Source organism: Aminobacter sp. HY435, assembly GCF_027568395.1.
Taxonomy (GTDB): Bacteria; Pseudomonadota; Alphaproteobacteria; order Rhizobiales; family Rhizobiaceae; genus Aminobacter.
Map to the genome: position 1 here is coordinate 242,616 of NZ_JANKZL010000010.1, position 26,074 is coordinate 268,689.

22 protein-coding genes and 1 riboswitch are annotated in these 26,074 nt (G+C 63.9%); of the genes, 10 read left to right on the forward strand and 12 right to left on the reverse strand.

Going from position 1 to position 26,074, the window contains the following annotated elements:
• The first annotated feature begins 28 nt into the window (after window positions 1–28).
• The gene (locus PCJ21_RS16585; RefSeq protein WP_269932517.1) at window positions 29–961 is read left to right on the forward strand and encodes a metallophosphoesterase family protein; all 933 of its coding nucleotides are present in this window, start codon (window positions 29–31) and stop codon (window positions 959–961) included.
• Here the strand turns inward: PCJ21_RS16585 and PCJ21_RS16590 are convergent.
• The 5 genes from PCJ21_RS16590 to PCJ21_RS16610 form a co-directional block, all read right to left on the reverse strand.
• Window positions 951–1,562 (reverse strand): hypothetical protein, encoded by a 612-nt coding sequence (locus PCJ21_RS16590; protein ID WP_269932518.1) that lies wholly within the window; start codon window positions 1,560–1,562, stop codon window positions 951–953. The two genes, PCJ21_RS16585 and PCJ21_RS16590, sit on opposite strands and share 11 nt — an antisense overlap.
• 201 nt (window positions 1,563–1,763) lie before the next feature.
• Window positions 1,764–2,564, reverse strand: a complete 801-nt coding sequence (locus tag PCJ21_RS16595; RefSeq protein WP_269932519.1) for an alpha/beta fold hydrolase — start codon at window positions 2,562–2,564, stop codon at window positions 1,764–1,766.
• Window positions 2,565–2,696: 132 nt separating this feature from the next.
• The gene (locus PCJ21_RS16600; RefSeq protein WP_269932520.1) at window positions 2,697–4,442 is read right to left on the reverse strand and encodes a tetratricopeptide repeat protein; all 1,746 of its coding nucleotides are present in this window, start codon (window positions 4,440–4,442) and stop codon (window positions 2,697–2,699) included.
• A 332-nt stretch (window positions 4,443–4,774) separates the two neighbouring features.
• The gene (leuA, locus tag PCJ21_RS16605) at window positions 4,775–6,442 is read right to left on the reverse strand and encodes a 2-isopropylmalate synthase (protein WP_269932552.1); all 1,668 of its coding nucleotides are present in this window, start codon (window positions 6,440–6,442) and stop codon (window positions 4,775–4,777) included.
• 370 nt (window positions 6,443–6,812) lie between these two features.
• Window positions 6,813–7,895, reverse strand: a complete 1,083-nt coding sequence (locus PCJ21_RS16610; RefSeq protein WP_269932521.1) for an AbrB family transcriptional regulator — start codon at window positions 7,893–7,895, stop codon at window positions 6,813–6,815.
• 218 nt (window positions 7,896–8,113) lie between these two features.
• On the opposite strand from PCJ21_RS16610, the gene PCJ21_RS16615 reads away from it, so the two are divergent.
• The 3 genes from PCJ21_RS16615 (at window position 8,114) to PCJ21_RS16625 (ending at window position 11,753) form a co-directional block, all read left to right on the forward strand.
• A complete protein-coding gene (locus PCJ21_RS16615) occupies window positions 8,114–9,103 on the forward strand; it encodes a Bug family tripartite tricarboxylate transporter substrate binding protein (RefSeq protein WP_269932522.1) in 990 nt (329 codons plus the stop codon).
• Between the two features lie 296 nt (window positions 9,104–9,399).
• Window positions 9,400–10,560, forward strand: coding sequence for a multicopper oxidase domain-containing protein (locus PCJ21_RS16620; protein WP_269932523.1), 1,161 nt, complete (start codon window positions 9,400–9,402; stop codon window positions 10,558–10,560).
• Complete coding sequence (locus PCJ21_RS16625; RefSeq protein ID WP_269932524.1) at window positions 10,557–11,753, forward strand: metal transporter; 1,197 nt, start codon at window positions 10,557–10,559, stop codon at window positions 11,751–11,753. Before PCJ21_RS16620 ends, PCJ21_RS16625 begins: the two co-directional genes overlap by 4 nt.
• Before the next feature lie 146 nt (window positions 11,754–11,899).
• On the opposite strand, the gene PCJ21_RS16635 is transcribed toward PCJ21_RS16625, so the two are convergent.
• The 3 genes from PCJ21_RS16635 to PCJ21_RS16645 form a co-directional block, all read right to left on the reverse strand.
• Window positions 11,900–12,856, reverse strand: coding sequence for a cation diffusion facilitator family transporter (locus tag PCJ21_RS16635; protein WP_269932525.1), 957 nt, complete (start codon window positions 12,854–12,856; stop codon window positions 11,900–11,902).
• A gap of 70 nt (window positions 12,857–12,926) precedes the next feature.
• Entirely contained in the window at window positions 12,927–15,116 is a 2,190-nt protein-coding gene (locus PCJ21_RS16640) for an anthranilate synthase (RefSeq protein ID WP_269932526.1), read from the reverse strand.
• Window positions 15,117–15,621: 505 nt separating this feature from the next.
• Window positions 15,622–18,093: a membrane-bound PQQ-dependent dehydrogenase, glucose/quinate/shikimate family gene (locus PCJ21_RS16645; RefSeq protein WP_269932527.1), complete on the reverse strand. Its 2,472-nt coding sequence runs from the start codon at window positions 18,091–18,093 to the stop codon at window positions 15,622–15,624.
• A gap of 162 nt (window positions 18,094–18,255) precedes the next feature.
• Here PCJ21_RS16645 and PCJ21_RS16650 point away from each other — a divergent pair, with 162 nt between their 5' ends.
• Window positions 18,256–18,717: a MarR family winged helix-turn-helix transcriptional regulator gene (locus tag PCJ21_RS16650; RefSeq protein WP_269932553.1), complete on the forward strand. Its 462-nt coding sequence runs from the start codon at window positions 18,256–18,258 to the stop codon at window positions 18,715–18,717.
• Between the two features lie 30 nt (window positions 18,718–18,747).
• Here PCJ21_RS16650 and PCJ21_RS16655 read toward each other — a convergent pair whose 3' ends face one another.
• Entirely contained in the window at window positions 18,748–19,167 is a 420-nt protein-coding gene (locus tag PCJ21_RS16655; protein ID WP_269932528.1) for a DUF1801 domain-containing protein, read from the reverse strand.
• 254 nt (window positions 19,168–19,421) lie between these two features.
• Between PCJ21_RS16655 and PCJ21_RS16660 the strand changes: the two genes are divergently transcribed.
• From PCJ21_RS16660 to PCJ21_RS16670, 3 genes are all read left to right on the forward strand, one after another.
• Window positions 19,422–19,991, forward strand: coding sequence for a sugar O-acetyltransferase (locus PCJ21_RS16660; protein ID WP_269932529.1), 570 nt, complete (start codon window positions 19,422–19,424; stop codon window positions 19,989–19,991).
• Between the two features lie 54 nt (window positions 19,992–20,045).
• Window positions 20,046–20,190, forward strand: a riboswitch (FMN riboswitch).
• Between the two features lie 76 nt (window positions 20,191–20,266).
• Window positions 20,267–20,740 carry a 6,7-dimethyl-8-ribityllumazine synthase gene (locus tag PCJ21_RS16665; RefSeq protein ID WP_269932530.1) on the forward strand — a complete coding sequence of 158 codons (474 nt, stop codon included), beginning with the start codon at window positions 20,267–20,269 and terminating at the stop codon, window positions 20,738–20,740.
• 195 nt (window positions 20,741–20,935) lie between these two features.
• Window positions 20,936–21,403: a GFA family protein gene (locus PCJ21_RS16670; RefSeq protein WP_269932531.1), complete on the forward strand. Its 468-nt coding sequence runs from the start codon at window positions 20,936–20,938 to the stop codon at window positions 21,401–21,403.
• On the opposite strand, the gene PCJ21_RS16675 is transcribed toward PCJ21_RS16670, so the two are convergent.
• A complete protein-coding gene (locus PCJ21_RS16675; RefSeq protein WP_269932532.1) occupies window positions 21,404–22,096 on the reverse strand; it encodes a winged helix-turn-helix transcriptional regulator in 693 nt (230 codons plus the stop codon).
• A 138-nt stretch (window positions 22,097–22,234) separates the two neighbouring features.
• Here PCJ21_RS16675 and PCJ21_RS16680 point away from each other — a divergent pair, with 138 nt between their 5' ends.
• Window positions 22,235–23,407 (forward strand): acyl-CoA dehydrogenase family protein, encoded by a 1,173-nt coding sequence (locus tag PCJ21_RS16680; RefSeq protein WP_269932533.1) that lies wholly within the window; start codon window positions 22,235–22,237, stop codon window positions 23,405–23,407.
• A 57-nt stretch (window positions 23,408–23,464) separates the two neighbouring features.
• On the opposite strand, the gene PCJ21_RS16685 is transcribed toward PCJ21_RS16680, so the two are convergent.
• Window positions 23,465–24,307 carry a LytTR family DNA-binding domain-containing protein gene (locus PCJ21_RS16685; RefSeq protein ID WP_269932534.1) on the reverse strand — a complete coding sequence of 281 codons (843 nt, stop codon included), beginning with the start codon at window positions 24,305–24,307 and terminating at the stop codon, window positions 23,465–23,467.
• A 202-nt stretch (window positions 24,308–24,509) separates the two neighbouring features.
• On the opposite strand from PCJ21_RS16685, the gene PCJ21_RS16690 reads away from it, so the two are divergent.
• Window positions 24,510–25,715: an acyltransferase family protein gene (locus PCJ21_RS16690; protein ID WP_269932535.1), complete on the forward strand. Its 1,206-nt coding sequence runs from the start codon at window positions 24,510–24,512 to the stop codon at window positions 25,713–25,715.
• A 100-nt stretch (window positions 25,716–25,815) separates the two neighbouring features.
• On the opposite strand, the gene PCJ21_RS16695 is transcribed toward PCJ21_RS16690, so the two are convergent.
• Window positions 25,816–26,074, reverse strand: a 259-nt coding sequence (locus tag PCJ21_RS16695; RefSeq protein ID WP_269931110.1) for a formate--tetrahydrofolate ligase, incomplete at its 5' end; no start/stop codon positions are given.

A 26,074-nucleotide genomic window follows, 5' to 3' on the forward strand; every position in this document is an offset into this window, starting at 1 on the left:
CCGCAGCGGCGTGACCTAAAAGGGGGCTATGTTCAGGCTTGCACATATTTCCGACGCTCATCTGGGGCCGCTTCCGGATGTAACCTATCGCGATCTCGCCTCCAAGCGCATGGTTGGATACGTCAACTGGCAACGAAACCGCCGTCGGCACCATCACGACGGGGTCGTCGACACCATCGTCGCCGACCTCAAGACCCATGCGCCCGATCACCTTGCGGTGACGGGCGATCTGGTCAACCTGGCGCTGGACGACGAGATCGAGCTTGCGCGGGCTTGGCTGCAAACGCTTGGCGCGCCCGAAGCCGTGTCGGTGGTTCCCGGCAACCACGATGCCTATGTTCCCGGCGCCTTCGACAAGGCTTGCCGCGCCTGGGCGCCGTGGATGAGCGGCGACAGCGCCAAGGGGGCGGTCGACCAGCACAGTTTTCCCTATGTTCGTGTCCGTGAGAATGTTGCGCTGATCGGCGTTTCCACCGCGCGCGCCACCGCCCCGTTCATGGCGAACGGCTTTTTTCGCGAAGGCCAGGCGAGCCGCCTGGCCAAGATACTCGACGACACCAAGAAGCTAGACCTGTTCAGGGTTGTGATGATCCATCATCCGCCCGTTCGCGGCGCGGTTGGCCAGCACAAGCGATTGCTGGGCATCGGCAAGTTCCAGAAGGTCATCTCGCGGCATGGCGCGGAACTGGTGCTGCACGGCCACTCGCATCTGCCGTCGCTGCACTGGATTTCGGGCCTGGAAGGCCCGGTCCCGGTCGTCGGGGTTGCCGCAGCCGGTCAATCCGCAGGTTCCGAGCGGCCTGCGGCCCAGTTCAACCTGATCGATATCGAAGGCGAGCCCGGCAAATGGAACGTCAAGCTGACGCGGCGCGGCCTGCCGGGTCTCGCCATGCCCGTCACCGAAATCGCGACCATCGATCTGACCGCCAGCGCTCCGGGCGGCGCGATGGTCAGAGGCTGACGCCGCCTGTTGCCGCAACCCGCAGCCAGTACAGCGCCGCCATCAGGGCGATGCCAACGGCCGCGCCGGCGACGAGGAGGCCGAACCCTGCCATAAGGTTCGACCAGGCGGGCTGACTGATACGACGCATCGGTGGCTCCGCTTCATGCACCGCCTCGCGGGCGAAGCCCGGCACGGCAATCTCGGCGCCGCCATCCATCATCTGCTGGCGTTCAACGATGCGTTCAGCGACGTAGCGGGTGACTTGCTCGGCGACGCGCTTGGGGTCGCTCGTCTCTGCCAGCACCACGCGTCCGATACGCGTATCTCGAACGAACCTGAATGTCCGACGGTCGCGTCCCAGGGCGACGTGGCTGGTGGCGTCGATCCACAGGCGCGGCTGCAGGCCCGAAGAGATCGCGAAATCGAAATTGTCGATGTCGCGCGGAACGTCGGCAAAGACCGGCTCAAGTTCGGCGGCGAGCAATTCGAGGCGCATGCGATGCGCCTCGCGCAGCTCGACCACCACGTCGCTGCGGTCGGCTACGGCATTCTTGACGTCGCGGACGGCGTCGGCGAGCGGACGAACAGGCTTTATCGCGGTCACGTTGTCGTCCTGCATTGCCTGTTGCCTCTGACTGCGGCGCTCCATGGCGGCGACACGGAAGCGCCACGCTGCATATTAGCCGATCCTGCGCAGACCGTCTCCGAAGGTCGTTTCAGACCTCCGGCCGATCCGCAGGCGTAGCAGTCGTTAACATAAGGGCAAACGCGGCGGAATTGTATCCCGCCGCCAGGCGAAGCGGTCGCCATGCGGCTGGCGTCAACTCTGGCAGCCAACCGGTGATGCTGGCGCCTTTTGCCGGCGCCGGCTCATGCGCTCGACAATACCGGCAACCAGTTCCGGCGTTTCCTCCGGCAGCATGTGGCCGACTTCAAGCACGTGGTGGATCATGAAACGCGCCGGCAGGCCCTCCGCCTGAGAGTAAGGCAGCACGTTGTCGTCGGTCCCCCACACCACCATCACCGGCATCGGCAGGGAGGCAATGGTTTCGCGCGGGATCACGCCCTGGCGATCGTTTGCAGTCATCGCGGTCACGAACTCGATCAGTTTTTCCGACTGGCCGGGCCGGCTGCGCATTTCGGCCAACTGACCGACGGAATGCTCAGACACGACGCTGTCCGGGCTCGACATTTCCGCAAGGCAAGCACCGATTTCTTCGGGACACCTTGCCGCAGCAAAACGGCGAAGCAGCGGTGCGTTGATCTCCGGTCCATAGCCGCCCGGCGCAAGCAGCGTCAGCGAGGCGACGCGCTGCGGTTCCAGCAATGCGGCGAGGGTCGCCACGGCGCCACCCATCGAATGACCGACGAGATGCACGCGTTCGACGCCGCGCGAAGCAAGGTCCGCCAGTACGGCCCTGGCGGCTGTCTTGGCAGAACCTGCATTTGGATAGTCGATCGACAGACCGTGCCCAGGTAAATCGTAAGCGATCGTCGTGAATACACCGTCCAGGTGTTCAACGACATCTTTCCAGACGCCAGAACAACCACCGAAACCGTGAAGCAAGACCACCACGTTCTTGCCGCTCCCCCGAACGGCTGCATGGATGGAGTAATTCATCTCAAATCAAATAACCCAAAGCCCGACCCAATGAAATCTTATGCATGAAGTATCGAAATGTAAAACACTGTATGAGCGTTCAATATGCGCTCATTATGCAGAAATGCGGCGGCATTAAAAGAGCTGGATCGCTTAGCTCTGCTGGCCGAGGCCCGCGGCGCGCAGGGCTTTTGTAAGCGACCGCCTCAGCTCTTCCGGATAACGGCCCTTGGCGAAGACAGCGGAAGGGTCGGTTGCGAACTTGGGATAGGTCGCTGAAAGCTCCTTCACCAAACCGGAAGCCCGGGCCTTGTCGCTGACGAAATGCGCCGCGATCAGCCGGGCTGCCAGGTAGTGAGGCTTCTTTGCCGTCGTCAACGAATTGGCGGCGCGGGCGGCGGCATAGCGGTTGCCGAGCATGAATTCGCCGAGGAAGAGGCCATAGTCCCACCAACCGGGGTGAGCGCTCGTGCTCTCGACGGCGCGCTTCATGATCGGCACGCCCTCGCTGTAGCTTCCCGTCAGGACCAGGGCATAGCCATAGGCCGCGGCCATGGTCAGGTCATATGTGTTCAGCTCATAAGCCTTGCGTATCCAGCGCACAGCTTCCGCGCGGTCGCCGATGCGCGATTGTATGTGGCCATAGGCGCGGTGAGCAAAAGGGCTGGTCGCGCCGGTTTGCACAGCGTTGTGGGCAAGAGCGAGGGCGCCCTCAGGGCTGGCGTCCGGAGGATAGGCGTAGCCGTCGGTCACCGCTTCAAGCTGCAGGGATGCCAGTTCGGAATAGACAACAGGCGATTTCACGCCGCGATTGGTCAAACCTTCCAGGCACTGGTAGGCCGCGCGATGCTTGGCAGCGTCCTGACCCATGTAATAGTCGTCGCCGAGAAGCAGGCATGTCGTCAGTCCCTGTTGCAGGCTGTTCTGCTCGATATAGGCATAGATCAGGCCCGAAACGGGGATTGCCGACGATACGATTTCGGCGATGCTGGCATCGATGGTCTCTGGCAGCACGTCGTCAGCGACAAGCACGCGCGACATCAGGATTCGCCCGCTTGCCATGTGTTGCAACTCGACCAGTACCGTTCCGGCGCTAGGCCCGATGCTGATGGCAAAATCGAAATCGGTGTTGTCCGGTCGGGACACCTTCTCGGACCGGTCGCGCGCAATCAGGTCGATGGTGTCGAATCCGGAGAGCGCCGTGCGCAAGACGGTGGCGACGCGGCCGCTGGCGCCGTCATCCTGGCCGGAATGGATGTGAACCGCGGGAAGCTTGTCGATGGCATCGGCGATGCTCGCCGTCGATCCACGGAAATCGCCCGGTCCGGCGGTCTCGGCGCCGGTGGGCGTTCCGATATTGCGGAAAACCAGGATGCCAAGCATGACGATGACCAGCGCCATCGCCGCCCAGAAGTAGCGCAATTGCCGCCGGAAGCTCGATCCCTGCAGTACGGATGCGGACCGCGCGTCATCGGCCTGTGGGGCGCTGGCGCCGGGCACGGGACTTGCAGCTTCCACAACATGCTGGACGGCTCCATCCTCGCCGCGCGCAGCTTCGGGCAGCGTTTCGTAGGTGGGGACGTAGCTGCCGCGCGGAACAATGATGCGAACGGGGGCATTGGCCCCTTCGCCGGCATAATATTGGGCAAGCAATTCGCGCAGTCGCCCAGCCTGGACGCGAACGACCGCATCGGTTGCCGAATCGAACTCGGCATCCTTGCCGAAGACGTCGACTGCGATGGAAAAGCCCTTCAGGCGTTCGGCTTCGCCGGCCAGTTCACGCTCCACGATATAGCGGAGCAGCTTGCGAGCCCGCTCGGACCGGGCGAAGGTCTCGCTGGCAACAAGCTCCTCAAGCGCTTCGCGCACTGCGGGGGCAGCAGGCGTGGAGGCAACCAAGTATCGACCCTTTTCGAACTGGCACTGACCGCACGATCATAGTCGGCTTGTGTGGTCGCACAAGCGGGCTGCATGGCCAAGCACGAACGCCTCGCCTGTTATCCACGGGCGAGGCGGGCTTAATCTGCAATTAACCTTAACGTTGGCAGGCCGGAACAGTCTGGTTCCCGGCCAAAACAAGGCAAACTTTCAGCGATTTGGAGAGTTGCGGGGCCGGGGCCCCGCTTTTCCTAGAGCGCCGTGCGTCCGAATGGACGCACAAAGGACGCTCTAACTTACTGGGTTGGCGCATCGTGCTTTCCGAAAATCGGGTCGATTTTCGGGCCGATGCGCTAGCGCGAGAGAATTCTGTTCGCGGCCGAAACCACGGCTTCGAGCGATGCGGCAACGATATTGGTGTTGATGCCGGCGCCGAACAGGCGGCCGCCAGGATGCTCGACTTCCATGTAGCAGATGGCCGAAGCGTTGGAGCCGCGCTGGATCGAATGCTCGGAATAGTCGAGCACCGACAGGTCGACGCCGATGTGTCGCGAAAGGGCGTCGACGAAACCGTCGATCGGACCGTTGCCGGTGCCGTTGATGGTCACTTCCTTGCCATTGTCGACGATGACCGCTTCCACGACGCGGCGCCCCTTCATCACGGCGTCGGGGAAGGTCTGGTGATCGACGAACTTGAGGCGCGCGCCCGGCTGGTCGACGTAACGTTCGAGGAAACGCTCGTGGATGCGCTTCGGCGAGACTTCCTTGCCTTCGGCGTCGGTGATCTGCTGGATGTCCTGGCTGAACTCGACCTGCAGCGAGCGCGGCAGGTTGAGGCCGTAGTCAGCCTGCAGCACATAGGCGATGCCGCCTTTGCCCGACTGCGAGTTGATGCGGATGATCGCCTCGTAGCTGCGGCCGACGTCCTGCGGGTCGATCGGCAGGTAGGGCACTTCCCACAGCGGCTTGTTGGCGACCTTGATCGCCTTCATGCCCTTGTTGATGGCGTCCTGATGCGAGCCGGAGAAGGCGGTGTAGACCAGTTCGCCGACATAGGGGTGGCGCTCCGGAATGACCATCTGGTTCGAATATTCGTAGACTTCCTTGATGCGCTCGATGTCGGAGCAGTCGAGTTGCGGATCGACGCCCTGCGTGAACATGTTGAGTGCCAGCGTCACGACATCGACGTTGCCGGTGCGTTCGCCGTTGCCGAACAATGTGCCTTCGACACGGTCGGCGCCGGCCATCAGGCCGAGTTCGGTGGCGGCGATGCCGGTGCCGCGGTCATTGTGCGGATGCAGCGAGATGATCAGGTTTTCGCGATTGTCGAGATTGCGGCACATCCATTCGATCTGGTCGGCATAGATGTTGGGCGTGGCCATCTCGACGGTCGAGGGCAGGTTGATGATCAGCTTGTTGTCGGGCGTCGGCCTGATGATCTCCGTGACGGCATTGCAGATCTCGAGTGCGACCTCGAGTTCGGTGCCGGTGAAGCTTTCCGGCGAATACTGGAAACGGTAGCCGCCACCGGCCTTGGCCGCCATGTCGGTGATCATCTTGGCGGCGTCGGTGGCGATCTGCTTGATGCCTCGGACGTCCTTGGCAAAAACAACGCGGCGCTGCAATTCGCTGGTCGAATTGTAGAAGTGCACGATCGGCCTGTGCGCGCCCTGCAAGGCCTCGAAGGTGCGGGTGATCAGTTCGGGGCGGCACTGGACGAGAACCTGCAGCGACACGTCGTCGGCCACATTGCCCTCTTCGATCGACCAGCGGGCAAAGTCGAAGTCGGTCTGCGAGGCCGAGGGAAAGCCGATCTCGATTTCCTTGAAGCCCATGTCGAGCAGCAACTGGAACATCCGCGCCTTGCGGTCGTGGCCCATCGGATCTACCAGCGACTGGTTGCCGTCGCGCAGGTCGACCGAGCACCAGATAGGGGCCTTGTCGATGGTCCTGGACGGCCACGTCCGGTTGGGCAGGTCGATCCTTTGGTAGGGCTGATACTTGCTAGCGGCGGTAGGCATTCCGGCGCGTCGGCCGGTTCCTGCGGTTGTGTTGCTCATTGTCGGTCTCGTTCTCTTAGCCGCCATGCGCGACGGGACGCACATGCTTCAGCGGTCTTAAATCAGAAATTCGGTTCTGTTGTGAAGAGCAAAGGAGCTTGTGCCTCGGCGGCAATTCGACCGCCGGACGCTCCTTTAGCGAGCCCGGCGATCGCCGATAAGGCCGAGAAGAAGGAGAGCCGAGGAAAGCGCGCGCAGCGTCTCGCCCGCAAAAGCGGCCGGACGGGAGATTTCCTTGATCTTGCGCGACGACATGGCGCTCTCTTACAGGAGCCTGATTGGGCGCGCAAGGGTTGTCGGTTGGCCAGAATACGCGCGCGGCAGCTTTCCGTCAGTCCTTGATGGCCCGGGCCACCAGTCTGGCAAGTGCCGGGCCGAACAGCAAGACGATAATGAAACGCAGCATCTGCAAGGTGAGTACGAACGACAGATCGACGGTGCCGGCGGCGGACGCGATGATGGCGATGGAATCCATGCCGCCCGGGCTGGTGGCGAGATAGGCGGTCAGCGGATCCACGCCGAGAATGTGGTGCAGGCCCCAGGCGAGCAGTCCGCAGAATGCCATCAGGGCGGCAATCGAGCCCACCACCTGCGGCAGCGCGCGGGCGGCGTGGCGAAGGATCGGCCGGGTAAAGTTCAGTCCGATCGACCAGCCGATCAGGCCGTAGCCGATCGCCAGCAGCCATTCTGGCAGTTGCAGGTCGATGCCGAAGCCAAGATGGACGACAGCGCCCAGGACCATTGCGCCGACGAAATAGGGCGAGGGGATGCGTAGCAGGTAACCGAGCATGCCGCCGACTGCCGCCACGGCGATCATCGCGGCGAACGAAGGCCACACGATCGGAGGAAACCAGTCGACCGAGGAGCCCTCGACACCCGATGTGTCGACCCACAGCCGTGCGACGAGCGCTGCCGCAAGCGAAACCAGGATGACGCGCAGATATTGCATGAAGGCGACAAGCCGGGCGTCGGCGCCGAAGGCGTCGGCCATCAGCACCATCGCGGTTGCGGCACCGGGGGCCGATCCCCAGACGGCGGTTGTCCCCGGCAAGACCTTCAGCCGCGATATGAACCAGCCGAGGAAGCTGCTCGCCACGACGGTGGCGACGGCGGCGCCGAGGAAGATCAGCCAGTCGGCGGCGAAGGTTGCGAAGATTTCGACCGAAATCGAACTGGCGACGAGGCAGCCGATGAGTGCCTGGGCCGAGACGAAAATCGGTTTGGGCACGCGAACGGTTGCGCCGCTGCTGCCCACGGCGATGGCGACCAGCATGGGTCCGACAAGCAGGGCGGCGGGCAGGTGCGCGAGTTCCAGCAGGGCCGCAGCCAGAACCGAGCATCCCAAAAGCAGCAGCCATTGCTGCCATGGCTGCATCAGCGACAATCGGGTGGGGGGCAGGGACTCGGGCTTCATCGTGTCCACATAGCCCCATTCGACCGGCGGTGTCAGCCTCGGTGCAGGGCTTTGTCAGGGCCAAGATGGAGCGAACGCCCGCGCTGCTGGCACGGGGCGCCACGCTGCCGCGGCCATCGCTGCGAAGGTTCAATTGACAAGCCGGCCCGCCCCCCTACCTTCGACACTCCTTGAGCGGCCTGGGAGGCGCCGCTCCAAAGATGTGGAGGAGTGCACCGATGATCTCTAAACTGACGCGCCGCGCTACGCTTGCTCTCGGCCTTTCGGCCATTTCCCTGCTGGCTCTCGCACCGCAAGCCTTTGCCCAGCAATTCCCCGACCGTACCGTGACACTCGTGGTTCCCTTCGCCGCGGGGGGCTCGACCGACGTCGTCGCGCGCATCATCGCTCAAAAGATGTCCGACGATCTGGGACAGCAGGTGGTGGTCGAGAATGTCGCCGGCGCCGGCGGCAACATCGGCGCCGATCGTGTCGCCCGGGCCGATCCCGATGGCTACACCATCCTGATGGGAACGGTCGCAACGCATGCGCTCAACCCGCTGATCCTCAAGACCAGGCCCTACGATCCCGAAACGGACTTCTCGCCGGTTTCGCTGCTTGTCGTGGTTCCCAATGTGCTGGTGGTCAATCCCGAACTGCCCGCCAAGAACGTGCAGGAGCTGATCGCGCTGCTGAAGGCGGAGCCGGACAAATATGCCTATGCGTCGTCCGGCAACGGCACGCCGCTGCACCTGTCGGGCGAGCTGTTCAAGGCGATGGCCGGTGTCAACATCCAGCACATTCCCTACAAGGGAGCGGGGCCGGCGCTCAACGATGTCGTCGGCAACCAGGTGCCGATCATGTTCGACAACCTGCCGTCGTCCTCGGCCCACATCAAGGGCGGCACGCTCCGTGCCCTCGGGGTGACGACCGCCGAGCGTGCGCCCTCGTTCGCCGACATTCCGACCATCGCCGAGTCCGGCGTGGCTGGCTATGAAACCTATACGTGGAATGCGCTGTTCGCACCTGCCGGAACGCCCAAGGACGTGGTGGAGCGGCTCAACGCTTCGGCCAACAAGGCGATGACCGATCCTGCCGTCATCGAAAAAATGAACGGCTTCAGCGCCAGGATCATTGGCTCGACGCCGGAAGAACTGGGCGCCCACGTCAAGGCCGAGCTGGCCAAATGGGGGCCGGTGGTCAAGGACGCAAACATCCAGATAGATTGAACCCGGTGGGCTGCGTGTCGTCTCGGCGATACGCAGCCTCATGCCGTCAATCGACCTTCATTGCCGGGGCGGATGGAGACAGCGATCGGCAAAAGACGCTGTTGGCGTGGCTCATTTCGAACAGGAAGCCGTGAAGCCAGCCACGGCAATCGTTGCCGGTTCCGCGATCAACGCGCCGCCTGACATGCCTTGGCTGTCCAGGCACTCCGGGCGGTTTTGCCCTTTCACCAGCATTCAGATTCAACTTGTGCGCGTCTGCATACGGGAGCATGATGCAAATCATTCGCATTTGCATCATGCGTGGGAGCTTGGGCGTGCCGACACTGCTAAGAGAACGGCTAAGTCGCAGGCTTTTGCTTGCAGGCGGCATCTGTACGGCAGGCGCCACCGTGGCTGGTGTCACGGCCGCCGTAGGCCAGGCGGGGCACGGCGGCCACGATGCCGGTGCCGTGTCGGCGGCGCCGGATGCCTACCAGGGACAGCAATCGGCGCCAGCGCATAGCGGCGCGCATGGCGCGATGGTCACCGTGGGCGAAGTCGACAACGCCCGAAACGGTTTTGATCCCGCCAAGATGCTTACCGATTGGGAAGTTGGTGTGACATCGGCCCTGGCTGACGGGCGCACGCTGCGGACCTTCGAGGTCGTTGCCGAGGACAAGGAGATCGAGATCGCGCCGGGGGTGATGTTCCCCGCCTGGACCTACAACGGCCGCGTTCCCGGCCCGGCCCTGCGCGCCACCGAAGGCGAGCGCTTGCGTATCGTTTTCAAGAACTACGGCTCGCACCCGCATTCGATGCATTTCCACGGCATCCACGCCGCGCGCATGGATGGCGTGCCGGGCGCCGGCCTGGTCAATCCCGGCGAGGAATTCGTCTATGAGTTCGATGCGAAGCCTTTCGGCTGCCACCTCTACCATTGCCACGCGCTGCCGCTGAAGCGGCACATCCACAAGGGCATGTACGGGGCCTTTGTCATCGACCCCGATCCCGCCCGCCATCCCGAACACGCCGATGTCGTCCGTTCGCGGCAACTCGGGACGCCGGAGAATGCGCAATGGCAGGAATTCGTCATGGTGATGAATGCCTTCGACACCAATTTCGACGGTGAAAACGAGTTCTATGCCGTCAACACGGTGGCGCACACCTACATGAATTCGCCGATAACGATCGTGAAGAACCGGCCGGTGCGGATCTACCTGGTCAATGTCGTCGAGTTCGACCCGATCAACTCGTTTCACCTGCATGCCAATTTCTTCGACTATTTCGACCAGGGCACGACGCTGACACCGACATTGAAGACCGTCGACCTGATTACCCAGTGCCAGGCCCAGCGCGGCATCATCGAATTCAGCTTCGCCGAGCACGAGGCCGGCCTCTACATGTTCCACCCGCATCAGTCGGAGTTCACCGAACTCGGCTGGGTCGGCATGTTCGATGTCGTGGAGGCTGTTGCTTGAAGGACGTTCCAAGCTCCGAGGCCGAAGCCGACCTTCCCGGCACAGCTCCGTCGCGCCGGGCACTGTGGTGGATTGCCCTGCCGCTGCTGGCCTTTGCGGTGGCTATCGCGATCTTGATGTCCACCAATCCACTTGCGCGGTTCAACAACGGCACGCCGCCGGTCGAAGAAATTTCCTTCGAACGCGTCATCCTCGACAGCGATGGTATCCGGGTCCTGGTTCGCGCCGGCGGGTCGGAGCCGATGACGATCGCCCAGGTCCAGGTCGACGACGCCTACTGGCAGTTCACGCAGGACCCTGCGGGTCCGCTGGCGCGCGGGTCGACTGCCTGGATACAGGTACCTTTCCCATGGGTGCTCGGCGAGGCGCATGCTCTCAATCTTGTGACCAATACGGGGGCCACCTTCGCCCACGAAATCCCTGTCGCGGTCGCGACGCCGGTGCCAGACGGCTCCAGCCTGCTGTCGCAGGCGCTTCTCGGCATTTTCGTCGGCATCGTACCGGTTGCCGTCGGACTGATGTTTTATCCTGCCCTGCGTGGCGTCGGCCGCTCGGGGATGAGTTTTCTCCTGGCCCTGACGGTCGGCCTGCTCGCCTTCCTGATGGTAGATGCGGTCAGCGAAGCCCTCGAACTGGCCGCGGAGTCCGCCGCTATCTTCCAGGGGCAGGTGATGGTGGTTCTGGCTGCTTCAGCCAGCTTCCTGGTCCTGATGGGCATCGGTCGGCGTAACGGCGCGCCGAAGGGCCTTGCGTTGGCCACCTACATTGCCCTCGGCATCGGCCTGCACAATCTCGGCGAGGGCCTGGCCATCGGCGCGGCGTTCGCCGCGGGTGCCGCCGGGTTGGGCACCTTCCTGGTGCTGGGCTTCACCCTCCACAACGTCACCGAAGGAATCGGCATCGCGGCACCGATATTGCGCGAGCGGGTGACGTTGTTGACCTTCGCGGCACTGACGTTGCTCGCCGGCGGGCCGGCAGTGCTTGGCCTTTGGATCGGCAGCCTGGCATTTGCGCCACAATGGTCGGCGCTGGCGCTCGCCATTGGTGCGGGCGCGATACTTCAGGTCATCGTCGAGGTAACGGCGCTGCTGCGCCGCGGCGAAGGCGACGGCTTGTCCAGTCGTGCAGCGATGGCCGGTCTCGTGGTCGGTGCAGGCTTCATGTATCTGACCGCGATGCTGGTGAAAATCTAGGCGAGGGGAGCCGCCGGAAGCCCGAAGCCGCCGACTGGCTCGACTTCAGTGCTGCCGTCGAAGCCTGCGATCAACGGCATGGCTTGCTTGATCGCTGCCTGGACCTCCGGCAACTGCATCATCCTGACAGGCGTGTATTCGAAAGGTCAGGCGAAAGGCACCGCAACGGTGCCCTTGGGCAGCTTCGCTTCGTCGTCCGGCTCGACGTGGATGATGATGCGGACGGAGGGAATCTCCGCGCGCAACGCGTCCTCGATACGGTCGCAGATGACGTGGCTGTCGCCGACGGTCATGTCGGCGTCGACCACCAGATGGAACTCGATGAAGGTGGCACGGCCGGCGATGCGCGTCTTGAGGTCGTGCACTTCGATGGCGCCCTTGGAATTGGCCGAGATGATGTCGCGGATGCGCATGTGCTCGTCCAGTTCGACCGCGCGGTCCATCAGCCCGTTCATCGACGAGCTGATGACATGCCAGCCCTGCCACAGGATGTTGAGCGCGACGATCACGGCAAGCGCGGGATCCAGAATTTGCCAGCCGGTGACGATGGCGGCGACAAGGCCGGCCAGTACGCCAGCCGATGTCACAACGTCGGTCATGATGTGATGGCCGTCGGCGACCATCGCCGGCGAGCGTTCGGCGCGGCCGACGCGGATCAGCATTCCGGCCCAGAAGGCATTGATGACGGCGGCCACGCCGTTGATGCCGAGGCCGAGCCAGGGCTCGTCGGTGTTCATCGGCACGCCCCAGCTGCGCCAGACCTCGAACAGGATCAGGAAGGCAGCAACGATGATCAGCACGCCTTCCAGCACCGCCGAGAAATACTCTGCCTTGTGGTGGCCGTATTGATGATCGTGGTCGGCCGGCTTGTGACTGACCTTGATCGCCCAGAAGGCGGCCATGGCGGCGACGACGTTGACGATCGATTCGAGCGCGTCCGAATAAAGCGCAACCGAGCCGGTCAGCCACCAGGCGACGAATTTCAGGCCCATCACGGCAGCGCCGATGATGATCGACCAGAAGGCGAGCCGGGCAACTCGCTGCTTGGCGGCCGATGGCTGGCCGCGCGCGGCAGTCGATCGCTGGGTTTCGGTCTGGGCCATGGTCTCGCTTCAGTTATCGGCTCCGCCCCGCGGTCGAAAGACCGCGGAGTGGGTAGGTTTCGGTTGTCGGCTAGGCAGCCTTGTCCTTGGCCTTGCGCGGCATGTGCGCGACGACGTTCTCGATCATCCGCATGCCGGCGTCATGGCCGAGCGTCATGATCGATTCGGGATGGAATTGCACGGCTGCGATCGGCTCTTTCTTGTGTTCAAACGCCATGATGACGCCGTCCTCGGTTTCTGCGGTGACGACGAAGTCGTCGGGCAGGCGCACGGGGTCGGCGAAGATCGAGTGGTAGCGGCCGACGGTCACTTCCCTGGGCAGGCCGGAGAAGATGATGCCGGGCTTGGAGACGCGGATGCGCGAGGGCTTGCCATGCATGGGCACGGCGAGCTGGCGCAGTTCGCCGCCATAGGCCTCGGCCAGCGCCTGCAGGCCGAGGCAGACGCCGAAGATCGGCAGGTCTTGAGCGCGCGCTTTCCTGATCGTCGCCGCCGTGTCGAAGTCCTTTGGCATGCCAGGCCCGGGCGACAGAACCACGAGGTCGGGCTTGATGCGGTCGAAGATTTCCTCCGGCACCGGCGATCGCACGGTCGAGACATCGGCGCCGGTCTGGCGGAAGTAGTTGGCGAGCGTGTGGACGAAGGAGTCTTCGTGGTCGACGAGCAGGATCTTGACTCCTTCGCCGACGCGCGCGGTGGTGCGCTCGGCGCCTGCGGAGTTGCCGGTCTTGGCGTCGCGGATGGCGGAAAGCATGGCTGAGGCCTTCAGTTCGGTTTCGGCTTCTTCTTCTTCGGGAACGGAATCGTAGAGCAGGGTGGCGCCGGCGCGCACCTCGGCGATGCCGTCCTTGATGCGGATGGTGCGCAGCGTCAGGCCCGTGTTCAGGTCGCCATTGAAATGCACCATGCCGATCGCCCCGCCATACCAGGCGCGCGGGCTTTTCTCGTTCTGCTCGATGAAGCGCATCGCCCAGAGCTTGGGCGCGCCGGTGACGGTTACCGCCCAGGCGTGGGAAAGAAAGGCGTCGAAGGCGTCCATGCCTTCGCGCAGGCGGCCCTCGATGTGGTCGACGGTGTGGATCAGACGCGAATACATCTCGATCTGGCGGCGGCCGATGACGCGCACCGAGCCGGGCTCGCAGACACGGCTCTTGTCGTTGCGGTCGACGTCCGAGCACATGGTGAGCTCGGACTCGTCCTTCTTCGAGTTGAGCAGCTTGAGTATCTGCTCGGAGTCGGAGATGGCGTCGTCGCCGCGCTTGATGGTGCCCGAAATCGGGCAGGTCTCGACGCGGCGGCCGTTGACTCGCACGAACATCTCCGGCGAGGCGCCGATCAGGTATTCGCCTTCGCCGAGATTGATGAAGAACGAGTAGGGCGAGGGGTTGATGTTCTTCAGCCGCCTCGAGATTTCCGAAGGAGCTGTCTCGCAGCGCTCGTAGAACATCTGGCCGGGCACGACCTCGAACAGGTCGCCGCGCTTGAAGCTGTCCATCGCCCGGCGCACCAGTTGGGCATATTCGCCGGGCTCGTGGTCGCCGCGCGGCGGAATGCGGTCGGAAGTCTTGAACGGCTCGGCGACACTGTCGCGAGCCAGTCCCTCGGTGGAAAAGTTGTCGCCAGCGTAGTCGTAGCGGTCGTGCCAGGCCTTGGCCGAGTAGTGGTCGACGACAAGAATCTCGTCGGGCAGGAACAGCACCAGATCGCGCTGGCTTTGCTTGCGCTCGAGCCTGTGCTCGACCGGGTCGAACTGGAAGGCGAGGTCGTAGCCGAACGCGCCGTAGAGGCCGAGATTGCTGTCGTTGTCAGTCTTGAACAGCGCGGTGATGGCGCGCAGCACGGTGAACACCGACGGCACGCGCGAACGCTCCTCCTCGGTGAAGACGCGGCCCGGCGTTTCCACTTCGAGCGCGATGAGGCGTTTTGTCCTTTCGCCGATGGCCAGCTCTTCGAGCGGCGCAAGCGCGGCATGGATCACCGGCAGCAGCACCTCGCCGCGGGCGTTGAGCGCCTCGATCTTCATCGAGCGGCCACGCGCGGAAATCACCACCGGCGGATCGATGATGGCAGTGTCCCAGCGGGTGTAGCGGCCGGGATATTCGTAGTTGGACGAAAACACCGCGCCGCGCCGGCTGTTGAGGCCATCGAGATATGTCTCGATGGCGCCGGCATAGGCTGTGTCATGCCGCTGGCGCGTGATCGCGATGCCACCTGCGGTGACAAAGCGTTCGGCGCCGTTTTCGAGGATTTCCACCGTCATTCCCGTCTCCATCTCTTGCCGCTGGAGGTTCCGGAGCCTGGTTCGAAAAAAGCAAATGGCCGCCCGGAATTCCCGTTGCGGCCACCACAATCTTCACGCGCACGCGCTTCAAGAGGCCGCTGTCAGCTGGCCCGCCACCAAGTGTTCTGGAGCGAAGTCGTGTTCATGGCCGAATGCATAGCGGCGAATCCGAGGTCACGCAACCGGATTTGCGTCGTGTTGCTTTGCATTACCAACTGACCTGCAATTTGTTGCGAAAGCCTGGAACACGCCGTCAGAATAGGAATGTCAGGCGGCCTGCTCGACCGCGTCGCGGCGCGCGAGTGAGAAGGACAGGAGGGTGACGCCAAGAGCCGTCAGCGCGATCGCCGCGCCGACAACGGGCAGGTCGGCATAGCCGACGCCCCGGGAGGCTGGCGCCTGTCGGCGCGGCTCCGCGGTTTTCGTTGGCTACAAATGAAAAGGGGCGCCTAGGCGCCCCTTCCGATGTCGATGCCCTGAGAACTCAGTTCTGCTTGGGCAGCTTGTAGGCGACGACGTAGTCGCCACGGTCGGGCGACTGGCGTGCGCCGCCGGCCGAGATGACGACATACTGGGTGCCGGTGTCGGGCGACACGAAGGTCATCGGGGTGGCCTGGGCGCCGACGGGCAGGCGGCCCTTCCACAGCTCCTCGCCGGTCTCCACGTCAAGCGCGCGCAGGTAGTAGTCCTGCGTGCCGGCGTAGAAGACGACGCCGCCGGAGGTGGCGATCGGGCCACCCAGCGTCGGCATGCCGATCGGGATCTGCAGTCCGGTCTTCATGCCGAGCGGACCGGTATCCTCAAGCGTACCGGCCGGAACCTGCCAGACGATCTGGCGGGTCTTCAGGTCGATGCCGGTGAAGGTGCCGTAGGGTGGCTGGTGGCAGGGAACGCCGAGCGGCGACATGAAGCCGTTCTTCAGCGCGCCATAGGGCGTGCCCTTCTGCTGCGACAGGCCGTCATGGGCTGCCGAGCCGCCATAGTTGTCGGCCTCCTCGCGGGGGACAAGCTGGGCGAACTGCGGCATGCGGATGTCGTTGACGATCAGCAGGCCACGGGCCTCGTCGATCGCCGCGCTACCCCAGTTCATGCCACCGTAGTAGCCCGGGAAGATGATCGAACGCGTCAGGCCGGTCGGCGTGAATTCGCCCTCGTAACGCATCTTCTTGAACTCGATGCGGCAGTAGAGCTGGTCGTAGGGCGTCGCACCCCACATCCGTGCCTCGGTGAAGGGCTCCGTACCGATCTCCGGCATGCCGACCGAATAGGGCTGCGTCGGCGACAGGAAGTCCTCCGGAACGCCACCTGTCTGCGGCACCGGACGCTCCTCGACCTCGGCGATCGGCTTGCCGTCGCGGCGGTCGAGCATGAAGATCTGCCCGCGCTTGGTGATCTGGATCAGCGCCGGGACGGTGCCGCCCTTGCCATCCGGCACGTCGTAGAGTGCTGGCTGGGCGGGAACGTCGTAGTCCCAGATGTCGTGATGCACGGTCTGGAACTTCCAGCGCTCGCGGCCGGTGGCGATGTCGAGGGCGACGACCGAGGCGGTGTAGTCCTCGGCGGCCTTCGAGCGATGCGCGCCAAAGAAGTCGGGCGTGGCGTTGCCGGTCGGCAGGTAGACGAGGCCAAGCGCTTCGTCATAGGCCGGCGTCGACCAGACATTCGGCGTGCCGCGCGTATAGCTTTCGCCTTCCGGCGGCAGCTTGGTGATGGCGGGGTTGCCGAGGTCCCATGCCCAGACCAATTCGCCGGTGCGGGCCGAGAATGCACGGACAGCGCCCGAAGGCTCGCCCGTTTCGACGTTGTCCCACACCCAGCCGCCGACCATGATCAGGTCGCGCGTCACTGTCGGGGCCGAGGTCTGGAAGTAGAAGCCGTCCTTGATCTCGCCCATGCCGGACTTGAGGTCGACGATGCCGCCATTGCCGAAATCCTGGCACAGCTCGCCGGTCTTGGCGTCGAGCTGGATCAGGCGGGCGTCGATGGTGGTCATGACGATGCGGGCGGCGCAGGCGTTCGACGCTGCGACCACGGGGGCAGCCGGAGCGGCCGTGCCATCGGTGGGTGCTGCCGCAGCTGCCGCCGTTGCAGCGGCGTCGGCCGCAGCCGGCGCTTCAGCCTGGGCAGGAGCCGGACCCGGCTCGTAGTAGCTGACGCCGCGGCAGCGCTGCCATAGCACCGACTTGGCCTTGGGATCGTAGGTCCACTTCACTTCGCCCGTGTCCGGGTTCAGTGCATTGACGATGTTGTTGGGCGAGCAGGTGTAGAGCGTGTCGTTGACAAACAGCGGCGTGCTCTGGTCCTGGGCCGAGCCCTGAGGGGTGTCGCCGGAGCGGAAAGTCCAGGCAACCTCGAGCTGGTCGACATTGTCGCGGTTGATCTGGTCGATCGGGGCATAGCGCGTACCAGCAGGGGTGCGGCCGTAGTGACGCCAGTCGCTGGCGCTTGCGGCGGCCGGCGGAACGGTGGGCGCGGGCTCGGCCTTGGCAAACTCGTTGCGCGTCACGCCATGCGGGGCGAAGGCGTAGAACACCGTCACGGCCAGCGCCACGGCGAGAAGGCTCGCGAGCGCGAAAGGGCCAGCCTTTCCAGGACGGGGCTTGCCGGCAGCCGAAGGGAACAGGGGAGCCAAAAGCAGCGCCGGGATGGCGATGACGGCAGGAGCTACCAGGCGCGGGATCAGCGGCCAGAAATCGAGGCCCGATTCCCATAGCGCCCAGGCGATGGTGGCGAGGAAAACAAAGCCGTAGAGCCAGAGGCCCGCCTTGCGGCGCATCATGTAGAGGATGCCCGAGGCAACGACGCCGAGGCCGGCGAGTGCGTAGTACCAAGAGCCGCCCAGGCCGATCAGCTGGACACCGCCGTAGACGAGCGGAGCCCCGATGATGACCATGAGCAGACCGAAAAGAACGAGAAGCCAGCCGCCGCTGTTTCTGCCTGTTTGTTGTTCTGCCATGTTTTGGTTACCTGCGAAGTTTCGAGAGCGGCTTCGTCCGAACGGGCGATGCCGGTTGCGATCACTTGCCGGTCTTCAGCGTGCGCCCCTCGCTCGTCGCCCGCATGTTCACGGTCAGGAATCTGATCGCATCCTAATAGATAGTATGTTATCTTGTTTGAAATGTCCAAGGCTGCGCAAACCCAGGCTCATTTTGGCAGACAGCTGCTTGTCGTCGCCCGGCTGTGGCGGCGCGCGGCCGACGCAGCACTTGACGATTGCAGCCTGTCCCACGCCACGGCAATGCCGCTCGTCGCGCTCTCCAGGCTGGGCGACGACATCCGCCAGGGCATCATCGCCGACCATCTCGGTTTCGAGGGGCCATCGCTGGTGCGCATCGTCGACCTGCTGGTCGCGGATGGGCTGATCACGCGTGGTGGCGATCCCGGCGACCGGCGTGCCAAAATCCTGTCCCTGACCGATGCCGGACGGGCGCGCGTGGCGGAGATAGAACTCATCCTGGCGCGGCTTCGCATGGCACTTCTGGCGGACGAGGACGAGCGCGCGCTTGAAGTGGCTGTCGGTGTGATGACCAGGCTCGAGGAGCGGTTGCTGGCAATCGATCCTGACGAGGACCAGCGCTGATCGGGGAACTGGCGCAGGAGGGCAGGCAGCTTACGCCTTCTTGGCTTTGTCCGCCTTGGCGCGAGCGCGCGCATCCGCTTTGCCCGGCAGTTTCGCCAGGTTGAAGGCAATCGCGGCGCGCACCAGCGCCTTCAGGGCGTCCTCGTCGACGGCGTCTCCCTCGAAGACATCGATCGCCCGCCATACCTTGCCGCCGAAGCCGTTGTTGAAGACATTGTCAGGGTCGGGCAGGCTGGCGCCGTGGGAAAAGGTCAGCTTGACCTTGTCCTTATGGGCATTGCCGACAGCGATGATGCCGCCGCGCGACCATACCGGGCTTCCCATCCACTTCCACTCCTCTGATATTTCCTTGTCGGCAGCGAGGATGGTCTGGCGAAGTTTGGCCAATGTCTTGCCGCGCCAGTCGGTCAGGCCTGATATCAGCTGGTCGATCTGTTCAGATGGTGTCATTGGATGGTCCTGCTTCCTGGTCATGCCGCCCGCGAGGACGGCAAAGCGGCGGCCAGAATATGGGATCGGACGCAAGCAGCAATAGGCCAGCGGCCGAATAACCGTGGGGTGCGAAGGCTCGCCGTTTAGACCAACCATGGATGTGGCGGTCCGGGTGATGCAGCCCTCTGGTTTCGCCAGTGGCCGGAGGCCTCGGTCTTTGCAGCATGCGCCGTTCTGTGGTTTGGCTGGACGAACGCGGAAGGAACACGAACATGGCACAGAGCGAACGCGAAAAGATGGCCGCCGGCGCGTGGTACAACTGCGTCGATCCCGAACTCGATGCCCTGCGCCTCGCTGCCGCCAATGCCATCTTCGAACACAATTCGTTGCCGCCTTCGGCGCGCGGCGACATCGCGCCCGCCTTGCGCGACTTGCTCGGCTCGAGCCGTACAGGATGCCGCATCGAGGCGCCCTTCCATTGTGCCTACGGTTTCAACATCCATCTTGGCGAGGGCGTGTTCATCAATGCCGGCTGCACCATCCTCGACACGGCCCCGGTGCGCCTCGGCGAAGGCACCATGTTCGGTCCCAACGTGCAAATCTATTGCCCGGAGCATCATCGCGATGCGCAGTTGCGACGCGCCGGGCTCGAAATCGGCCGGCCGGTCGAGATTGGGGCGAATGTCTGGATCGGCGGCGGCGCGATCATCCTGGGTGGCGTCAGCATCGGCGCCAACGCCATCGTCGGCGCTGGCTCCGTGGTGACGAAAAGCGTGCCGGAGGGCGTCACCGTAGTCGGCAATCCGGCGCGGCCGATACGCTCAACCGGTTTTGTTGTCTGAAACAATCATTCCTGAGATTGACAGCCACTTCGGCGGGCTTCATATCGGAGGTGTTAATGTTCTCAGGGCGGGGTGAAAGTCCCCACCGGCGGTAAGGGTCTCGGCCCAAGCCCGCGAGCGCTTCCCGGCAACGGGAGGGTCAGCAGATCCGGTGCAATTCCGGAGCCGACGGTCATAGTCCGGATGGAAGAGAACGAACGGGAAAGCGGTGGCGCGAGCCGCCAGGATTCCGTCTCGTGCGTCCTGATTCTGGTTCGAAACGGAAGGATGGACCCATGAATCAGCAATCCCCGAAAGACTTCGATATCCGCCGCGTCGCCGTGATCCGTGCGCGCTGGCATGCCGACATCGTCGATGAATGCGTCAAGTCGTTCGTTGCCGACATCGAAACCCTCGGCGGTGGCCGGATCGCCGTCGACGTCTATGACGTTCCCGGCGCATACGAGATCCCGCTGTTCGCCAAGACGCTGGCCGAAACCGGCCGCTACCAGGCGATCCTCGGTACCGCGTTCGTCGTCAATGGCGGCATCTATCGCCACGATTTCGTGGCGCACGCCGTGCTCGACGGCATGATGAACGTGCAGCTTCAGACCAACGTGCCGGTGCTGTCGGCAGTGCTGACCCCGCACAATTATCACGACAGCGCCGAGCATCACCGCTTCTTCTTCGACCACTTCAAGGTCAAGGGCAAAGAGGCGGCGCACGCCTGCGTCGAACTGCTCAAGGCGCGCGAACTCGTCGCCGCCTGAGGCGATCGAACCGACCCGGCTCTCGCTGGGGGAGGGATGGCAGCGGGAACGTCACCCCCACCCCTAACCCCTCCCCACAAGGGGGAGGGGGACGGCTCGTCGCCGTTTATGACCAGTCTCATCGAAAGCAAGGCCGTGGCTCTATGCTTCGGAACGCGGGGGTGCAGGATGCGCGGAGTATCCAAGGGGGCTGCCATGTCGTCCATTCCGCTTCCGCTCAAGGGCGCCTGCCGCTGCGGCCGCGTCGAGATCGAGGTGTCCAAGGCGCCGATCTGCACTGCCGCCTGCCATTGCCCGGGCTGCCAGAAGATGTCGTCCTCGGCCTATTCGCTGACGGCGATGGTGCCGGCGGATGGCTTTGCGGTGACGAAGGGCGAAACCGTCATTGGCGGCCTGCATGGGGCCGACCTGCACCATAATTTTTGCGATCACTGCAAAACCTGGATGTTCACGCGCGTCGCGGGCGTTGACTGGTTCGTCAACGTCAGGCCGACCATGCTGGAAGAGACGGGGTGGTTCCGGCCGTTCATCGAAACCTTCACGCGCACCAAGCTGGCTTTCGCAGAGACTGGAGCGGTCAGGAGCTTTGCGGAGTTCCCCGCCATGGAGGAACTCGAGCCACTGATGAACGAGTACCAGGCCTGGGCCGGGACCGCGGCCTAGCTATGGCACCTTGCGCGCCATCGGCGCAAAGGTGCTGAGGCCGAGCCATGCCTGCATGGCGCGTGCGATCTGGTCGTTGCCGTCGAGTTCGAGGCGTCCGGAATCGAGCTCCTGGTTGAGCTTGGACAGGCCCATCCACACCGACGTCATGCTGCGCAGCGACCCCCTGACCTCCAGATCGATATCGAAACCGGGATCGGAGTTGCACAGGTCGACCGCCCCGTCATCGACGACCAGCCACCAGTTCTGCTGGGATTTCGCCACTTCGGGGTACAGAAAGTGAATCGTGCAGCGTTGTGGTGGCAACGGTTCGGGATTGAGGTTGCGCCTCATGTCCCACATCAGCAGCGAAGGGTCGAGATTCCTGAGGGTTAGCTGGCTTTCGACCCAGCGATGACCCCATTCGCCGAGACCAAGGATGATCGGCCGCAGATCCTCTCCGGCGTCCGTCAGCCGGTATTCGAACGTGCCTGCAGCGCCGCGCTCGGTCTGGATCACGCCGGCGCGCTCGAGTTCCTTCAGACGCTTCGACAGCAGCGCCGGCGACATTCTCGGCACGCCGCGGCGCAAGTCGTTGAAACGGCTCGATCCCATCAGCATTTCGCGCACCACAAGTGCTGTCCAGCGGGTACACAGCACCTCGGAGGCCATCGAAACCGGGCAAAACTGGCCGTATCCGCCGCGATCGCTCATCTCGCATCGCTCCCTGGGGAATTGGCGATGATAGCGCAAAAGTTGTGCTCGCGCACCGGTACAGTTCCTGAACTGGACCCGGCGGCGGGTTGGCGCAATTCTCCGTCCCGGCCTGCCGGTCAACCAGGAGACGACTTGATGAGAAGTCTTGAAAACAGTGCGATGGCAGCAGCAGCCGTGACGATTCCGGTGCCGACCGATGTCGTGGGTGCAGCCCACGATCTGGCGCCGATCCTTGCCGAACGTGCTCCCAAGTTCGACGAGAACGACCGCTTCGTCGCGGACAATTATGTGCTTTTGAGAGAAGCCGGACTGATCGAAGCCGGCGTGCCGCTCGAACTGGGCGGCGGCGGCGCCGAAGTCCGCGAGCTTTGCGAAATGCTGCGCATCATGGCACGGTCCTGCGGCTCGACCGCGTTGGCCTTCGCCATGCACACGCATCAGGTGGCGATCCCTGCCTGGCGCTGGCGGCACCAGAAAGTCGCAGCGGTCGAGCCGCTGCTGAAGCGGGTGGCGACGGAAAGGCTCATCCTGCTGTCGAGCGGCGGGTCGGACTGGATTGGCGGGTCCGGCAAGGCCGAGAAGGTCGAAGGCGGATACCGCATCACCGCGCGCAAGGTATTCACCTCGGGCGCGGTTGCGGGCGACATCCTGATGACCGGCGCGATCCTGTGCGAAGAGGATGGCAACGAAAAGGTCATCCATTTCGGCGCGCCGATGCGCGCAGCGGAAGTCAGCGTCATGGACAACTGGCATACGCTCGGCATGCGCGGCACCGGCTCCAACGATGTCGTCATCGACGGGCTGTTCATTCCCGACGCCGCGGTGGCGTTTTCGCGTGTGCCGCGGCAATGGCACCCGGTGTTCCAGACCATCGCCACCGTTGCCTTCCCGCTGATCTATGCCGTCTATCTCGGCGTTGCCGAAAGCGCGCGCGACATCGCGGTCGAGATCGCCAGGAAGAAGCCGCACAGTGAGAACGTGCTCAATCTTGCCGGGCGCATGGACACGTCCTTGCGGGCCGCCCAGCTTGCTCACCGCTCGATGGTCGAGGCGGTCGAGCGCGACACGCCGTCGGCGGAAAGTGTCAACGACGTGATGATGGGCCGAGCCCTCGTTGCCCGCCATGGTCTCGAAGTCGTCGACCTCGCCATGGAGCTTGCCGGCGGCTCGTCGTTCTACCGCGATCGCGGACTGGAGCGGCGCTTCCGCGACATGCAGGGCGCGCGGTTCCACCCACTGCAGTCTGGACCGCAGGCACAATATGCCGGCGCAATGGCGCTCGGCCTGCCGGTCAACGGCATCTTCTGAGCCAGATTTCGGTCGCCGCTTCGCGCGGCGGCCGATCCGCGCCGGATTTCCGGTCGCTCAGGTTGCAGACAGCGCGCGATATCGGCGCGAGCCCTTCAGTTCCGAACCGTCGGCGGTGCGGATGCGATAGTCGCCGTCGCCCGTCGGTATGATCTCCACCACCTTCTCCTTGTTGACGATGCGCGAGCGATGCACGCGGGCAACTTCGACGCCAGCCTCGCTCAATTGCTGTTCAAGCGCCGACAGGCCGATGCGGGCGAGGTGGGTCCGCCCGTTGGCGCGGATATCGACATAATTGCCCGCCGCCTGCGCCCATTCCAGGGTCCTTGCATCGAGGAAGAGCGTGCGCCCACCGGATTTCAATGTCAGCCGTCCGGTCCGGCGCGCTTCGGCGCTGGCCACCGCTGCCTCGCGGCGATTTTCCTCGATGGCCCGCATCAGGGTCAGCAGCAGCACGATCAGCGCATAGGGCAGCACGTCCTTGCGGTATTCGTAGATCATCGCGCCGAGCGGATCGTCCCAAAAGCCATAGGGGCGGTTGAGCATGCTGCTGAACAGGGCCATCCGCAGCACGGTCATGATTGCGACATGCAGCGCCGAAAAGATGATGCTGCCGACAATGTGGGCGATCAGCGTTCGGCCCCAGCAGTCTGGATCGACGGGAAATCGGCGCTCGTAAAGCGCCGCCAACGGCACCAGCGCGATCAGGACGAGGTTGCTTGAATATTCCAGCAGCCACGGCTCGCGCCGATCGAGCGCGCGGCTCTGCTGGGCCGCATCGTCGAGCAGGGACGAGGCGTTGACGAAAGCGATGGCGAGGAAAAACAGGCCGGCCACCAGCGTGACGCGCCACAGGACGCGGCGGTCGATCTCGGCATCGCTGAGGATATGCCTTTCCATTGGCCGCAATTGATGCCGCAAACCTGCTTTCGGTGAAAGCCGTCCCGGGATTTTTCGTCCCCGCCGCGCCGCCGCTTGTCCCAAAAATGCGGCCGTGCATGCCACTTGCCCCACCCGTCCGCCATTGGCACCGGCGCGATGGGGCTCTGCTGAAGCTGCTGCTAGTCATTTGGCGACGGAATCATCGGCCGGGAGATCGCAGATGAATGCCACAGCGACCATGTTGCTTGATGCAGCTACAACGCCGCGCCGCCACGACCTCGATTGGCTGCGTGTCATCGCCCTTGCACTGCTCATTTTCTACCATGTCGGCATGGTCTACGTGACGTGGGATTTCCATATCAAAAGCGCGCATGCAGGCCCGTTGATCGAACCGGCGATGCTGGCGGTCAATCCGTGGCGGCTGATGCTGCTGTTCTTCATTTCGGGCGTCGCCCTGCGATTTGCCCTCGCCAGGGTCGCGCTCCGCCAGTTCCTTTTGCGACGTACCTTGCGGCTGTTCGTCCCAATCGTCTTCGGCATGGTGGTGGTGGTGATGCCGCAGGCCTATGTCGAGTTGCTCTGGAAGGGCGAAATCGAGCCGGATTTCGCGACGTTCTATCTCAGCTATCTGAGTCCGAGACAGGAGTTCTCGATCATCACCCCGACCTGGAACCATCTCTGGTATGTCGTCTACATCATGGTCTACACGCTGGCGGTGGCAGCCATGCTGCCGGCGCTCCGCCGGCTCGACGGGCCGAGCCAGCGCCTGTTTTCGTGGCTCGCAGCTTCCCCCTGGGGGCTGTTGACCCTTCCTGCCTTGCCGTTCCTTGCGTATCGGCTGCTGCTCGATCCCATCTTCCCGACAACCCACACGTTGATCGACGACTGGGCGACGCATGCCCATGCGCTGACGATCTTCGTGTTCGGCTATCTCTGTGCCCGCAGCGCTGCTTTCTGGCATGGCGTCGACAGGACGCTGGGCCGGGCCTTGGCGCTCGCCGCAACGCTTGGCTTCGTGCTCTTGTGGCTAAGGCTCAACGCAACGACCAGCGATCGGATGTTGCTCGAGGCGGTGCCTGGACTGCGTGTATTCTACGCCTGGGCGGTCATCATGGCGTTGCTCGGGCTCGCCCAGCGCCATCTCGACAAGCCGGGCAGGGCGCTCGACTACCTGAACCAGGCGATATTTCCCTGCTACATCCTGCACCAGACGCTGATCATCGTGATCGGTTATGCGTTGCTGGCATGCGCGCTGCCGGCGTGGGTGGAAGCGGCGTTGGTCACGTTCGGCACGGTCGCGGGCTGCGTGGTGCTGTACGAAATCGTGCGGCGCATTGCGCTGGTGCGGCCGCTGTTCGGTCTGCCCTACCGCAGTGCTTCAGGCCAGCGCCGGGCCACGGTCTGGCTGCCTGTGCCACGCGGCTAGCGCCGGCTGCTTGAGCCGGCGCAAAGGCGCGCATTCGTCCGGGGGTGGTTGCGGGAGAATTGCCAAGGGCGACGCATCGCGCGCCGCCCTTGGCGTGGTCTCAGAACAGGCCTTCGATCTGTCCCTGTTCGTTGAGGAAGATCTTCTCCGAGGATGGTGCCCTTGGCAGGCCTGGCATGGTCATGATCTCGCCGCAGATGGCGACGACGAAGCCGGCGCCGGCCGACAGCCGGACCTCGCGCACCGGCACCACGTGGTCGGTGGGCGCGCCGCGCAAGTTGGGGTCGGTCGAAAACGAGTACTGGGTCTTGGCCATGCACACCGGCAGGTGGCCGTAGCCGGCGGCTTCCCAGGCATGG